14 protein-coding genes and 2 tRNA genes are annotated in these 12975 nt (G+C 54.0%); 6 read left to right on the forward strand and 10 right to left on the reverse strand.

Translation table 11 applies throughout. The features are described from left to right. Positions 1-210 precede the first annotated feature (210 nt). Positions 211-966 carry a winged helix-turn-helix domain-containing protein gene (locus NWV12_RS07450; protein WP_048979335.1) on the forward strand — a complete coding sequence of 252 codons (756 nt, stop codon included), beginning with the start codon at positions 211-213 and terminating at the stop codon, positions 964-966. Beyond that, positions 963-1439, forward strand: a complete 477-nt coding sequence (locus NWV12_RS07455) for a hypothetical protein (protein ID WP_033145135.1) — start codon at positions 963-965, stop codon at positions 1437-1439. The genes NWV12_RS07450 and NWV12_RS07455 overlap by 4 nt, the downstream gene beginning before the upstream one ends. A gap of 54 nt (positions 1440-1493) precedes the next feature. On the opposite strand, the gene yccA is transcribed toward NWV12_RS07455, so the two are convergent. Next, the gene (gene yccA, locus NWV12_RS07460; protein WP_023335168.1) at positions 1494-2153 is read right to left on the reverse strand and encodes an FtsH protease modulator YccA; all 660 of its coding nucleotides are present in this window, start codon (positions 2151-2153) and stop codon (positions 1494-1496) included. Positions 2154-2422: 269 nt separating this feature from the next. On the opposite strand from yccA, the gene NWV12_RS07465 reads away from it, so the two are divergent. Beyond that, on the forward strand, positions 2423-4051 hold the full coding sequence (locus NWV12_RS07465; RefSeq protein ID WP_048979334.1) for an ABC transporter substrate-binding protein: 1629 nt from the start codon (positions 2423-2425) through the stop codon (positions 4049-4051). A gap of 130 nt (positions 4052-4181) precedes the next feature. Beyond that, positions 4182-4269 (forward strand) — tRNA-Ser (locus NWV12_RS07470). A gap of 64 nt (positions 4270-4333) precedes the next feature. On the opposite strand, the gene NWV12_RS07475 is transcribed toward NWV12_RS07470, so the two are convergent. Further along, positions 4334-4738 (reverse strand): GNAT family N-acetyltransferase, encoded by a 405-nt coding sequence (locus tag NWV12_RS07475; RefSeq protein WP_033146518.1) that lies wholly within the window; start codon positions 4736-4738, stop codon positions 4334-4336. Positions 4739-5051: 313 nt separating this feature from the next. Here NWV12_RS07475 and NWV12_RS07480 point away from each other — a divergent pair, with 313 nt between their 5' ends. Then, the gene (locus tag NWV12_RS07480; RefSeq protein ID WP_021240841.1) at positions 5052-5309 is read left to right on the forward strand and encodes a YjhX family toxin; all 258 of its coding nucleotides are present in this window, start codon (positions 5052-5054) and stop codon (positions 5307-5309) included. Between the two features lie 125 nt (positions 5310-5434). Here NWV12_RS07480 and NWV12_RS07485 read toward each other — a convergent pair whose 3' ends face one another. The 6 genes from NWV12_RS07485 to NWV12_RS07510 all read right to left on the reverse strand — a co-directional run bounded on the left by NWV12_RS07485 (position 5435) and on the right by NWV12_RS07510 (position 10572). Further along, on the reverse strand, positions 5435-6271 hold the full coding sequence (locus NWV12_RS07485) for an alpha/beta fold hydrolase (RefSeq protein WP_032658141.1): 837 nt from the start codon (positions 6269-6271) through the stop codon (positions 5435-5437). Positions 6272-6522: 251 nt separating this feature from the next. After that, complete coding sequence (locus NWV12_RS07490; RefSeq protein WP_008499867.1) at positions 6523-6741, reverse strand: acyl carrier protein; 219 nt, start codon at positions 6739-6741, stop codon at positions 6523-6525. A 17-nt stretch (positions 6742-6758) separates the two neighbouring features. Next, positions 6759-8192, reverse strand: coding sequence for an AMP-binding protein (locus tag NWV12_RS07495; protein ID WP_047061520.1), 1434 nt, complete (start codon positions 8190-8192; stop codon positions 6759-6761). Further along, the gene (locus tag NWV12_RS07500) at positions 8189-9307 is read right to left on the reverse strand and encodes an MBOAT family O-acyltransferase (protein ID WP_048980325.1); all 1119 of its coding nucleotides are present in this window, start codon (positions 9305-9307) and stop codon (positions 8189-8191) included. The genes NWV12_RS07495 and NWV12_RS07500 overlap by 4 nt, the downstream gene beginning before the upstream one ends. 9 nt (positions 9308-9316) lie before the next feature. Next, positions 9317-9439 (reverse strand): hypothetical protein, encoded by a 123-nt coding sequence (locus tag NWV12_RS07505; protein WP_255640238.1) that lies wholly within the window; start codon positions 9437-9439, stop codon positions 9317-9319. Then, positions 9436-10572: a D-alanyl-lipoteichoic acid biosynthesis protein DltD gene (locus NWV12_RS07510; protein ID WP_033146519.1), complete on the reverse strand. Its 1137-nt coding sequence runs from the start codon at positions 10570-10572 to the stop codon at positions 9436-9438. The genes NWV12_RS07505 and NWV12_RS07510 overlap by 4 nt, the downstream gene beginning before the upstream one ends. Before the next feature lie 276 nt (positions 10573-10848). Here NWV12_RS07510 and NWV12_RS07515 point away from each other — a divergent pair. Then, positions 10849-10936: transfer RNA gene (locus tag NWV12_RS07515), tRNA-Ser, on the forward strand. Positions 10937-10980: 44 nt separating this feature from the next. On the opposite strand, the gene NWV12_RS07520 is transcribed toward NWV12_RS07515, so the two are convergent. Then, on the reverse strand, positions 10981-11916 hold the full coding sequence (locus NWV12_RS07520) for a PDR/VanB family oxidoreductase (RefSeq protein WP_048979583.1): 936 nt from the start codon (positions 11914-11916) through the stop codon (positions 10981-10983). Between the two features lie 11 nt (positions 11917-11927). Then, a complete protein-coding gene (gene hpxD, locus NWV12_RS07525; RefSeq protein WP_048979569.1) occupies positions 11928-12962 on the reverse strand; it encodes a molybdenum cofactor-independent xanthine hydroxylase subunit HpxD in 1035 nt (344 codons plus the stop codon). Positions 12963-12975 lie beyond the last annotated feature (13 nt).

Below are 12975 nucleotides of genomic sequence, written 5' to 3' on the forward strand. Positions count from 1 at the left end.
CGGTTTGTGAAAATTTGTATTAATTAACTCGTTAAATACAGGTTTTTATCCTGCTTTTCTGTCTTTAAGGTTGTATAGTTAAGCGAAAATACCGCGACCAGGGATAGGAAGAAAATTCCTTCTGATGAAAAAATAAGCAGGTCAGGAGGCGGTTTTCATGTCGATGTACCAGGGATTAAAAAAGCATGCGGTAACAGCCGAGAATAAAAGATGTTTTTTATATGCAATAATTCGTTGTTATTCGATCCTGAAGCACATGCAATAAGTCTTGTTGGACAACCAGAATCTGTATTAACGCTTTCGGCGCCAGCCGTGCGGCTTTTGCAGGAATTTATAAAACACAAAGGGCACGACCTGAGCCGGGAGGAATTGATCACTCGCGTGTGGGAGGAATTTGGCTTTACGCCATCGGGAAATAATCTCAATAAAGCGGTAAGCGAATTACGTAAAAGCTTCCAGTCTCTGGGAGAGGGGCACGAATTTATTGTGACCGTACCCCGTTACGGATTTCGCTTCGATGCTGAGGTGATTTTTCAGCCTGGAGAGAATATTCCATCCGTCGATCCGCAGCCCTCGGTCGCAACGCAGGAAGTAAAGCCTCAACGCGCCTCCATGAAAAAATGGGCGATTGTGGCCGTATTGATCGTCGCTGCGCTGGGGACGAGTCTCTACTTTAGCCGACAGCAGGGGATTTTCATTCCGGCGAAACTCAAGCCGGTTAAGGAAAAAATCGCCAGTTGCAGCATCTGGATTATCAACGATCACGGACGACCGCTGGTGCTATCGAAATTAGCGGAGCGGCTGGAGGCTAATAACATAGCGTGCGGACGGGAGGCGTACGACATTTATTATTTCAGCGCCCGTTTTACTATTTCCGCTGCAGATGAGGTGTTTATTGGTGCCTGTCCGGTCAGCAAAACTAGCCTGTGTAAAACCATACGTTATAAAAGCGGGGCACAAAAATGAAAATAAAACTTCTTTTTGGCGTGGGCGGTGTACTGGTTGGTTGTTCGCTGGCATTTTTTTACTATTCCGGCAGCGTGGGTAAAAAGGATGTGCTGGCCTGCAGCACTGAATTTAATTTCACGCGCAATGAGGGAAAAGCCAGTGAAGTGAAGGTCAATACCGTTGCCCAGTTCTATTTTCATCGGGACGGTACCGGGTTGACCACCTATAAAGGCGCGGCAAGGGCTGGCGGGCAATGTTTGATCGTTGACAGGGATGTGGATTTTACCTGGCAGCAGCGGGACGATGATAACGTCATCGTATTGAGCTACACCAAAACCTGGCGTCGGCACAATGACAATACGCCTGATGCTCAGTGGGGTAGCTTCGCCAATCCGACCGCACGCTACTACCTGACGATCTCTGAACTCTCGCCTTCCGTGTGGCTGATTCAGGACCGGCGCTATCCCACCTATATTTGCCGGGGTGAGTAGGGCATAAAAAAAGGAGAATGCCACAGGCATTCTCCTTTTTCGTATCTGTTGTGCTTAATCCCGGCTGGCGAAGCCCAGGATGCTCAGCAGGCTGACGAAGATGTTGTACAGCGACACATACAGGCTCACGGTGGCGCGGATATAGTTCGTTTCGCCGCCGCGAATGATGTTGCTGGTTTCGAACAGGATCGCGCCTGAAGAAATCAGAATAAACACGGCGCTGATTGCCAGATGCAGGGCAGGCAGCTGCAGGAAGATGTTTGCCACCATGCCCACCAGCACTACCACAACACCCGCCATCAGCATACCGCCGAGGAAGGACATGTCCTTACGCGTGGTCAGCACGTAGGCCGAGCAGCAGAAGAACACCAGCGCGGTGCCGCCCAGCGCCATGCCGATAAGGTCACCCATACCGGCAGACAGATACGCATTCAGCATCGGCCCCAGGATGTAGCCCAGGAAGCCGGTGAAAGCAAACGCGGACAGGATGCCGACGGGCTTGTCAGCGGTTTTGTAGGTCAGGAACATCAGACCATACATACCCACCAGCGTCAGGATCAGCCCCGGAGACGGCAGCATCAGCACGGTGCTGGCGGTGGCGGTGATCGCTGAGAAAGCCAGCGTCAGGCTGAGCATGAAATAGGTATTGCGCAGCACCTTGTGGGTGCTGAGTAGCGATGTGCGGTCGCGTGAAGAAGTAATTATACGATCCATGAGTCACTCTCTTATGACAGATGTAATTAGTGGAAAGAATAGGAAACGGCACGCCAGTCTCAAAGTGGTTTTACCCATCTTTACTCAGCACGTTAGCGCTGTAGGCGGTTATTTCTTCTGCAGAAATCCGTTTCGCCAGTATGAACAACGGTTTGCGACAATTTACCAGATCAAGCTCTTATAGGTTACTGAAAAATATTGCGTTATTACCATTCGAACGCTAAGAGTTATTTCCGGATCGTCATAAAACAGACTATAAGGCGAAGGAAATGAAACCACAAACACGCACTCACTTTACGCTCTCTTTGTTAACCGCAGGGATCCTGTGCGCCAGCACGGCAGCCTGGGCGGCTAACGTGCCGGCAGGAACCGCGCTGGCCGACAAACAGGAACTGGTCAGAAACAACGGCAGTGAACCGGCTTCGCTCGACCCGCATAAAGTCGAAAGCGATGTCGAATTCAATATTATCAGTGATTTATTCGAAGGGCTGGTGGGCGTTTCCCCGGCAGGAGAAGTTCAACCCCGACTGGCGGAAAAATGGGAGAACAAGGACAACACCGTCTGGACGTTCCATTTGCGTCCGGGCATCACCTGGAGTGACGGCACGGCGATTACCGCTGAGGATGTGGTCTGGAGCTGGCAGCGCCTGATCGATCCGAAAACGGCTTCGCCGTATGCCAGCTATCCGGGCAACATGTATATCGTCAACGCGGCCGATATTGCTCAGGGAAAAAAAGCGCCCGATACGCTGGGCGTAAAAGCGATTAACGACACCACGCTGGAAGTGACGCTCACGCAGCCAAACGCGGCCTTCCTCGCGATGCTGGCGCACCCGTCACTGGTGCCGGTGGATAAAGTGCTGATTGGCCGCTTCGGGGATAAGTGGACCAAGCCGGAGCATTTCGTGAGCAGCGGGGCGTATAAGCTGTCGCAGTGGGTGGTCAACGAACGCATCGTGGCAGAGCGCAACCCGCGCTACTGGGATAACGCGCATACCGTGATTAACAAAGTCACCTACCTGCCCATCACGTCCGAGGCCTCGGATGTGAACCGCTATAAGGCGGGCGAAATTGACATCGTGTACACGGTGCCGATTAACCAGTTTGCCCAGCTCAAGAAAACCCTCGGCAGCGAGCTGGACGTTTCACCTCAGCTTGCGACCTATTATTACGAATTCAATACCACCCGGCCGCCGTTTAACGACGCGCGCGTGCGTAAGGCGCTCAACATGGCGCTGGATAAAGACATCATTGCCGGAAAAGTATTAGGGCAGGGGCAGCGCCCGGCGTGGCTCATCAGCCAGCCGGATATTGGCGGCGTGAAGTTACAGAACCCGGATTACGCCAGCTGGCCGCTGGACAAGCGCATCGCTGAGGCGAAAAAGCTGCTGAACGAGGCCGGATATAACGCCAGTCATCCTCTGAGCTTCAACCTGCTCTACAACACCTCTGAATCGCACCAGCGCATCGCGATTGCGGCCAGCTCCATGTGGAAGAAAAACCTTGGCGTGGAGGCAAAGCTGCAAAACCAGGAGTGGAAAACCATGCTGGATACCATGCACACCCACAACTTTGACGCGGTGCGGTATGCGTGGATTGCCGATTACGACGATGCGGCGACCTTCCTGAATAACTTCCGCACGGGCGACAGTGAAAACACCAGCCAGTACAGCAATCCGGACTACGATCGGGCGCTGCTCAGTGCCGCAAAAGCCAAATCAGCGGAAGAGCGGGGTAAGTTCTACCAGCAGGCGGAAGATCTGCTGGGGCGTGATGTTCCGGCTATTCCAGTTTATCACTACGTCCGCACCCACCTGGTGAAACCGTGGGTAGGCGGATTTACGCCGGATAAGCTGGGGTACTATTTCACGAAAGACATGTACATCAAAAAACACTAGGCCTGTGCTGATAAAATCGTCGATGTGTCGTCAGTTCAACCGATTAAACACGTTTTGACTATTTTTACAGCGAACGAGTGCAGCCACTCTTTACAGCTCGCGGTGAGGTGTTTATAGTTCGCCTCACTTAGGAAGTGTGGCCGAGCGGTTGAAGGCACCGGTCTTGAAAACCGGCGACCCGAAAGGGTTCCAGAGTTCGAATCTCTGCGCTTCCGCCAGATATAAACCCCAGGTTACTCGTTAACCTGGGGTTTTTCTTTTGTCTTAACGCGCGTTTGTCTGTCACCAGATTCTGGCCATTCCTTCGCTTTCCGGGCGAACGAGCGTAAAACCAAATTTTGCATAAAGCTCAGGCACATCCGCCATTAAACAAACGTAGGCCCCTTTACAGGCATGGGTATCCAGCCAGGCTACAAGCGTTTCCATAATGACTCTGCCAAGCCCTTTCCCCTGATAAAGGGGATCAACGGCGACATCGACAATATCGAAATTCAACGCACCGTCCCCCACGATTCGCCCCATACCCACTGGTTTACCCTCATAAAGAATATGCATGCCGTAACAGCTGCCAGGCAGTGCTTTCCGGGCTGCCTCCAGAGGACGAGGGCTGAGGCCCGAGATTTCGCGCAGCCGACAAAACGCTTCTGCAGTGGGGACGGTCTCAACAACGGTATAGTTATCAGGCATAAAAAAGCTCCAGTCAGTGTCCATCAGGGGATCCCAGTCTGGCAGTAAAACTGACTAAACACGATTTTTAGGATCGATCCGCCTCACACTTTTAAGACTCTGCTATTTCCCTGTAAAAAACAGGCGTTATCATTCATCCCGTAAATATATTGCTATCTCTTACCGAGGCTTTGATGCTGGAGAATGTTTTCATCAGATAATCAGTTTCCCGCCCTTTTCAGGACGGACTGGTTATCGCTGCGCTTAAACCTTACGCGCGCACCTGCGGGTGTGGGCTCGTTTTTACGCATGATGATTACACAGGTTTTCCAGTATGAATTTATCCCGTCAGGAACAACGCACCTTACACGTTCTCGCCAAAGGTGGACGTATTGTGCACGTCCGCGACAGCTCTGGCCGCGTCACTTCCGTAGAGTGCTACACCCGTGAAGGGCTGGTGCTGAGCGACTGCACGCTTAGCGTCTTTAAAAAACTCCGCACCAAAAAGCTGATCCGTTCCGTGAACGGGCAGCCTTACCGCATCAACACTACCGGGCTGAACAACGTTCGCGCCCAGCTGGATAATCGCTAAGCGGAATAAACAACGCCACCCGCGGGTGGCGTTCATGCATTGAACTGAGCAATTCAGAGATATCGTTGCGGATGCAGGAATGTTGGCCGGGTAAGCGCAGCGCCACCCGGCAATAAAGGCGACGTTTAAGAGCGGATAAAGGCCAGAATGTCCGCGTTGATGGTATCCGCGTGCGTGGTATGCATCCCGTGCGGGAAGCCCGGATAAATTTTCAGTACGCTGTTCGCTAGCAGCTTGTCCTGCAGCAGGGCTGCATTCTTATACGGCACGACCTGATCGTCATCGCCCTGCAACACCAGAACGGGAACTGTGATGGTTTTTAGATCCTCCGTCTGGTCGGTCTCTGAAAATGCCTTAATCCCCTCGTAGTGGGCCTTGGCGCTGCCGATCATTCCCTGACGCCACCAGTTTTGAATCGTGCCCTGTGAAACGTCCGCGCCATCCCGATTAAAGCCGTAGAAAGGGCCGCTGGCGACGTCGAGGTAAAACTGGGCGCGATTAGCCGCCAGCGCTTTGCGGAAGCCGTCGAAAACCTCGATGGGCGTTCCGCCGGGGTTACTGTCCGTTTTGACCATCAGCGGCGGGACGGCGCTGACGAGCACCGCTTTGGCGACGCGCCCCTGCGGTTGCCCGTACTGCGCAACATAGCGGGCGACCTGTCCGCCGCCGGTGGAGTGACCGACGTGCACGGCATTGCGCAGGTCCAGGCTTTCAACCACGGCCGACGCGTCGGCCGCATAGTGATCCATATCGTGGCCTTCACTCACCTGGTCCGAACGCCCGTGACCACGACGATCGATAGCGATAACGCGATAGCCTTCTGCGAGGAAGAAGAGCATCTGGTTATCCCAGTCATCGGCACTTAGCGGCCAGCCGTGGTGGAAAACAATGGGTTGAGCCTCTTTTGGGCCCCAGTCTTTGTAGTAAATATTGACGCCGTCTTTCGTTGTTACGAATGCCATACCGCAGACTCCTCTGTTAAAGGCAAAACGTTCCCCGGCTGAGCGCACAGCGAATCATTAATGCCTTAATTAAGTTGGCTTTTTTCTCTTTCCCGTACCGACAGTACTCCTAAAGTGTAGGAGAAATAGTAAAAGCAGTCGGTTTCATTCCTGTGAAAGGGTGCAGAACAGCGTTCAGGGGGAGGGGGAACGAATGAAGGCTCTGGAGAGAGCCTCCTGAGCCTTCAGGGCAGCATTAACAGCAGGGGCGTTTAGCGGTTTTCTTCAATATAGCGGGCCAGATCCGCCGGGGTTTTTAGCACCGTCGCCACGTCAGTTGGCGGGATCATGCAGCCGTAAACGTCCTGCACTTCCAGCACCATATCGACCGCCAGGATGGAGTCGAGAATGTCGGATTCAATCAGTTCATCGTGAAAGCCCACCTTGCGGGATAACACTTTTTCGAACAGGGCGAGAATTTCTTGTTCCATAATTTTTCCTGGAGTCATTAATTTGTGCGGGCGTAAGCGTCCAGCAGCTTGCGGTCAATTTTGCCGTTAGGATTCAGCGGCAAAGCGTCTTTTACGATAATTTGTGAAGGCACCATATAGTGCGGAACGACCTTCGACAGCGATGTTTTGATGGTGTCCGGTGCCATATCCGTCACGCAGAACGCGGCAATGCGCAGTACGCTGCCGCAGGATTTCATCAGCGGCAGGACCACCGCTTCGTTGATGCCGGACATGGCCAGCAGGCGGTTCTCGATCTCGTTGATTTCAATACGGTAGCCGTTCAGTTTGACCTGGCTGTCGTTGCGGCCCTGACAGTAGATCAGCCCCGCTTCATAGCCCAGATCGCCGGTACGGTAGCCGCGAAACGCTTCATCTTCCCGACGGAGTAATTTCGCCGCGTTCTCCTGCGGCAGACCAAGGTAGCCGCGCATGACGTTTTTACCCCAGATAATCAGCTCGCCGTCGGCGGAAATTTCCATTTTGCTCTCAGGCATCATGACCCCCACCGGCAGCACGGCGCTGTCGCTGTTCAGGATCGCATCCGTGATTTCAACCACGGTCGTCGCGATGGTCGCTTCCGTTGGGCCATACGAGTTAATGATTTTGGCCTGCGGGAAGCGGCGGCGAAGCTGTTTAACCAGCGCTTTATTGAGCACTTCGCCAATGAAGATAAAGACGTTGAGCGCGGGCAAATACTCGCTGTTGAACTGCGGGGAAAGCAGCTGCTGGTATGCAAAAGAAGGGGTGGAAACCCAGGCGGAGACCGCGTTGCTTTTCAGTCGCTCCAGCCAGTTCTCTTTCTGAATGTCCTCTTTGGCGTTCAGCACGATGTGTCCGCCCATCGCCAGATTCGCCAGCAAAGGGATCAGGGAGAGATCAAAGCTGAATACCGCGTGGTTCATCAGGACCGGTTTTTCCGGCAGTGAAAAGTCCTGGCTGACCCATTTCATGAAGTGCCATACGCTTTCACGCCCAATCTGTACGCCTTTAGGTTTACCGGTGCTGCCTGAAGTAAACATGATGTAGGCCAGATCCTGCTCCTCCAGTACCTTGCCCGGTTCCCCGGTGGCGATGAACTGCCGGGTCGCGACGTCGTAATAGTAAGGGGCGCTGGCCAGATGGCAGATCTCCCGGAGGCGCTCCTGCGGATAGATGCAGTCCACCGGGATGTACGGAATGTTGTGCAGCAGGCAGCTATAAATCGCCACGGCGAACTCGGCCTGCTGGTGTCCGTACAATACGACCGGCGTACCGGCAACAGGCTGGCAGCGCTGATAGCGCTGCGCCCAGTCCGTCACGGCAGCGGAAAGCTGTAGCCAGCTTAAGGCTTCGTCGCTGCCGCTGATGGCCAGCTGCTGCGGGGAGGCGGGATCGCATAATGCCGCACGTAAGAAATCCTGCAGTTCCTGAAGATCGGAGTGATTTTTCATAGAGGTGACATTCCACTAAAGATGTAAAGGGATCCTGCGGCGCTTCCCAGCGTCAGAATTCGCCCTAAAAACGCAACGGCCGGATACTGCAGGCCGCGGTGCAATGCCGGGCTGCGTTTGGCTGACCACAGCAGCATATTGTGAGCGACGGAAATCGCGCCAAACAGCGCGCCGCTGATGACGTAATGGCGTTCCAGGCCATTCCATGCCCCCATACAGAATAAGGTGCAAAAAATACCGATATTTTGCGCCAGCGTTTTGTTCTGACGGAAAAAGTTGAATTTCATCAGGTTCATATAAACGGGCATAAAGACCACATCGCGCAGCCATTCAGACAGGCTGATGTGGAAGCGGCGCCAGAAATCCTGCGGGTTCTTTGCCAGAAGCGGCATGTTGAAGTTTGCCGGAATGCTGAGCCCAAACAGGCGGCCCGCGCCGATGGCCATATTGCTGTAGCCCGCAAAATCAAAGTACAGGTAGGTGCTGTAGGCAATCGACATCACCACGCCCACGGTCAGCGTAAACGGCTTATGGCTCCAGGGCTGCACGACAAGCGAATCAATCAGCATGGCAAACAGGAACTTCTGGACAATGCCGGTAATGATTTGCTCTAACGCGACTAAAAACTGTTCGCGGTTAAGGGCAAATACGGGCTTGCTGACGTCACTCATCCATGTCCGCCAGCGGTACATTGGGCCGGCCAGGATAATAAAAGGCATAAACAGATAACAGAAATAGTGCAGGAAATTCTGACCTTCTTTTTTACTGCGATAGAGCAGCACGTCCAGCGCGCGGAACGTCATAAAAGAGAGGCCGATCATGCCCCAGTGGTTATTTAAATGTAATTTCACCAGCAGCAGCGGCAATAATGTCAGAACGACCGCCTGCCACGTTTTTAACCATCCCTTCTCTTTAAGCGTGGCAAAAACATAAAAGCTGAAAAAAACGGCGACGGGGACAATATAATCCCCCTGAAATATATATCCCCATCCCAGCGCCGTCAGCACCGACAGCGCAGATAACCAGGTCAGACGATGGCGTAATACGCGATTAACCAGCGCAAACGCCAGCGCGGATGAAAACAAATAAACAAAAAACATTCCTGAGCTGTACATCATTCGGCCTCAGAACTTTTGATATTCAAAATGCAGCTGCATACTCATGCTGTCATCGACAGAGGTCCACGCGACGATGGTGATCGCCAGCAGGAGATAAAGTAAAAAAAGACGGATCGCGATTTTCATCATTTAAAACTCTGTGCAATAAAGCGAATCATAGGAACCCAGGCCAGTTCGGAAGGGTGCAAACGATCCCAGTTCCAGCCATTCTGATAAGGCATGGCGTACATATCTAAATAAGGGATCTGGTTCTTTTCCAGAATGGTTTTTATTTGTTTATCAACCGGGCGGAAGGTATCGGTATTGTAAAGCGCCCAGGGGTTAACCGGGTCGACGATAGCAATCACCTGCACGTGGTGTTCTTTAAGCAGCTGGACGGTTTTACTGAAGGCGGCGATTTGCGCAGGCACGACCGGCGTGTCATCCCACTGCTGCCGCGTACTGTCCTCCTCGTAAATCGTTTTGTCCATCCACAGGGTGGCCGCGCTCTGCTGGCGTTTTTTATTTAACTCGCGCGCATTCGCCAGCTCTTTATCCCAGTCGGGGGCAATGTGGGCGGCTGGCTGCTGCGGCCAGGGCTGTACCGTCTGGGGCGTGATGTTGAGCAGCGCCAGCCAGTCGTTTTTTATCAGGGTGCAGACGTTGGCAAACTGGAAGCTCAGCTCGTCCCACATCAGATCGGGGTGCCAGCCAAAGACCCGCATTTGGCCGAAGGTTAAATGGCTTATTTCTTTACTATCAATATGCTTTAAATAATTAACCAGCAGCGGGCGCGCCTGCGGATCCTTCATCAGCGGATTAAAAATAGAGCCGGGGAAATTATCGGCATAGATAGCCGGTGGCAGCCCTTTTGAATAAAAGCTGTCAGGAGCCAGAAGCAAAACAACTTTACTGTTTGCGTTAAGGCTATTTTTAAAACGAGAGAACAGTAAAAATTGCGTTTCATCATCGACGAACGCATCGCCATACGCCACGACGGGTTTGTGCAATTGCTTATTAAAGTAATTATATACAGCGTAATGTTCATCTTCTGAGGTGGCCACCTCAGACGCGCCAATGAAGAAAATAGCATTCCCTTCTAAGGCATGGGAAATAGTCGCAATTTTTTCCGCTTGTTCTTTCGGCGTGCCCGCCATTGATTTAATCAGCGGCTGGAAGGTGAGGGGCGGATTGAAGCTCGTCACCAGCGGGTGAACACAGAGGAACAATATGGCCAGGGTCGCCATCAGGATATGTAAGCAAAGCGTATTTTTGATTTTCATCATCAACCAGTAACACTGCATGGCAGTAATTTCTAAATCTGCGGGTACTCAGATTTATAACAATTACACAACAAATGACCGTTTATTTTTGTGGCATTCTATACCAGAGCGATTTAAAAGGATGAGCGTTGCTGTGTAACGGTATGTACAAGGTGGCTGTGACCGGTGCGCGGCAAGCGCCTGGGTGATTTTTGCGCAGTCAAACGCCGGCGGGTGAAAATAGAAAAATTCCTGCTTTACAAGGGGCTAATAGATGTTTATAGTGCGCCTCACTTTGGAAGCGTGGCCGAGCGGTTGAAGGCACCGGTCTTGAAAACCGGCGACCCGAAAGGGTTCTAGAGTTCGAATCTCTACGCTTCCGCCAAATTTGAAAACCCTGCGATAGCAATATCGCAGGGTTTTTTCGTTTTACAGGGCAATCACCAGCTCCCCGGAATGGCTCCGCGAACAGCACAGCGCTACCTGCTGGTCCGTCGCGCTTTTTTCCGCCTCCGACTGCACGCTATCCCGGTGATCCACCACGCCGTCAATCACCGGCGTCAGGCACGCCCCGCAGATCCCCATTTCGCATGACAGCGGTACGTCCACGCCGTTTTCCTGTAGTACCTGAGCGATGGTCTTATCCGCGGGCACCGGCCAGCGCTCCCCGGTCGAGGCGAGTTTGACCGTAAAGATCTCGCCCGCGTCACCGCGTGCGGCAGGGGCCGCGGGCTGAAACGCCTCGCTGTGAAGATGGCCATCATCCCATTCCCTGGCCGTCGCCACGTCTCGCACTTTTTCCATAAACCCTGCCGGGCCGCAGATCCAGGCGTGAAGCCCCGCCTCAGGCGCGGGGATATGCTCTGCCAGCGCCGTGCGCGGGCTGGCGGTATGAATCTGGCACTCACCGAACCGGGAGAGTTCGCGCGCAAACGCCGCGCTTTCGCGGCGTTTGACGTAATAGTGCAGCGTAAACGGCGTTCCGGCCGCCTTCAGCTGCAGGGCCATCGCATACAGCGGCGTAATGCCAATGCCTGCCGCCAGCAGCAACACCCGCTCAGCCTGATGCAGCGGAAACAGATTGCGCGGGGCAGAGATTGCTAATTTCTGCCCGGGTCGCAGCGTCTCGTGAACGTAGCGCGATCCGCCGCGCGAGGCGGTTTCCCGCCCCACGCAGATAAGATAGCTCTCGTCTCCACACGCACCGGTCAGGGAATACTGGCGCACCGCGCCGCAGGGCAAGTGCACATCAATGTGCGCGCCGGGCTGCCACGCCGGCAGCGCGTTACCGTCTTCAGCCACCAGCCTGACGGCGAGGCTTTTGTCGCCCTCTCGCCACAGCCCGTCAACAATTACGCTCAGCATATCGGCCTCCGTCATACGAGGAAAAATTCGCCAAAGCCCATCTTCTTCAGTCCCCGACGGTAGGCAATTGAGCTTTTATCGGCGGGAATATGGGCTTCCAGCGTCAGATCCAGCGGCAGACTTTCCGGGCGCTGGGTTTCCACCATCAGGCGATCCTCTTCAAAAATGCGCAGATTGAAGGCATGCACATCCTCCACCGGAATATGCAGGTCAAAGTTACGCGCGATAGGGGCGAACATGCGGGTGACGCGCGATGACACGGGCGACGCGGCGTTCATGATGACCAGTCGCGATTCTCCCGGAAAATGAATCGTCAGGGTGGCGGTAAACGGCAGATGCATTTCAAAATGGCGCAGCCACTGGAACCCTTCCGGCGCCTGCACGGGTGAACTGGCGGGATAGTTGCTCACGGAGCTCCAGTAATCGGCAACAAAACCGAACGGCGTCTCCTGCGGCTGATAGGTGGGGACCAGCTGGTTACTGGGATCGGCAAAGGTATCGGTGTGGATCCAGGCAAAGTGCGCCACGTCCAGAAACCCCTCCACCTGTCGCCCGGCGAAGCCGTTCACCTCAAAAGCCGGGCAGTTGATCTGCTGAAATCCGTCGTCATCCCAGTGCGGCATGGTGGGCAGCGGTACAGGATTGTCCGGGTCAAACGCCAGGCAGGTCCAGATCAGGCCGAAACGTTCCTCAACGGCGTAGTTAATCAGGTTCAGCTTCGCCGGAACGGGCTGGTCGGGGCTGGACGGAATACGGTTGCAGCGCCCGTCCTCCCCAAAGCGGAGGCCGTGGTAGGGGCAGATAATCCCGTGCCCGTCATGAAAGCCGAGCGTCAGCGGCACGCCGCGGTGCGGGCAGACGTCACGGGCGACCACGACCTGGTCGTTAATCCGGTAAATCACCAGCTGTTCGTCCAGCAGGGTCGCCTTGACCGGTGCCGGGCCGACGTCGCAGGCGCGCGCGACCGGATGCCAGCATTTCGCCAGGCGCAGCCAGTCCTCTGGCTCAAACGTGCAGTGGGCGGGTGGAGTCGGTTCTCTTTTCATCGTTGTCCCTCTT

The organism is Enterobacter sp. Crenshaw, assembly GCF_024734705.1.
GTDB lineage: Bacteria > Pseudomonadota > Gammaproteobacteria > Enterobacterales > Enterobacteriaceae > Enterobacter > Enterobacter asburiae_B.

What these genes read in the sequence shown, in the direction of transcription:
- NWV12_RS07490 (WP_008499867.1), bottom strand. Translation starts at nt 6,741, where the DNA reads ATGGAACAAGAAATTCTCGCCCTGTTCGAAAAAGTGTTATCCCGCAAG.
- NWV12_RS07465 (WP_048979334.1), top strand. Translation starts at nt 2,423, where the DNA reads ATGAAACCACAAACACGCACTCACTTTACGCTCTCTTTGTTAACCGCA.
- NWV12_RS07495 (WP_047061520.1), bottom strand. Translation starts at nt 8,192, where the DNA reads ATGAAAAATCACTCCGATCTTCAGGAACTGCAGGATTTCTTACGTGCG.
- NWV12_RS07485 (WP_032658141.1), bottom strand. Translation starts at nt 6,271, where the DNA reads ATGGCATTCGTAACAACGAAAGACGGCGTCAATATTTACTACAAAGAC.
- NWV12_RS07480 (WP_021240841.1), top strand. Translation starts at nt 5,052, where the DNA reads ATGAATTTATCCCGTCAGGAACAACGCACCTTACACGTTCTCGCCAAA.
- NWV12_RS07500 (WP_048980325.1), bottom strand. Translation starts at nt 9,307, where the DNA reads ATGTACAGCTCAGGAATGTTTTTTGTTTATTTGTTTTCATCCGCGCTG.
- NWV12_RS07455 (WP_033145135.1), top strand. Translation starts at nt 963, where the DNA reads ATGAAAATAAAACTTCTTTTTGGCGTGGGCGGTGTACTGGTTGGTTGT.
- hpxD (WP_048979569.1), bottom strand. Translation starts at nt 12,962, where the DNA reads ATGAAAAGAGAACCGACTCCACCCGCCCACTGCACGTTTGAGCCAGAG.
- NWV12_RS07505 (WP_255640238.1), bottom strand. Translation starts at nt 9,439, where the DNA reads ATGATGAAAATCGCGATCCGTCTTTTTTTACTTTATCTCCTGCTGGCG.
- NWV12_RS07450 (WP_048979335.1), top strand. Translation starts at nt 211, where the DNA reads ATGTTTTTTATATGCAATAATTCGTTGTTATTCGATCCTGAAGCACAT.
- NWV12_RS07475 (WP_033146518.1), bottom strand. Translation starts at nt 4,738, where the DNA reads ATGCCTGATAACTATACCGTTGTTGAGACCGTCCCCACTGCAGAAGCG.
- yccA (WP_023335168.1), bottom strand. Translation starts at nt 2,153, where the DNA reads ATGGATCGTATAATTACTTCTTCACGCGACCGCACATCGCTACTCAGC.
- NWV12_RS07520 (WP_048979583.1), bottom strand. Translation starts at nt 11,916, where the DNA reads ATGCTGAGCGTAATTGTTGACGGGCTGTGGCGAGAGGGCGACAAAAGC.
- NWV12_RS07510 (WP_033146519.1), bottom strand. Translation starts at nt 10,572, where the DNA reads ATGAAAATCAAAAATACGCTTTGCTTACATATCCTGATGGCGACCCTG.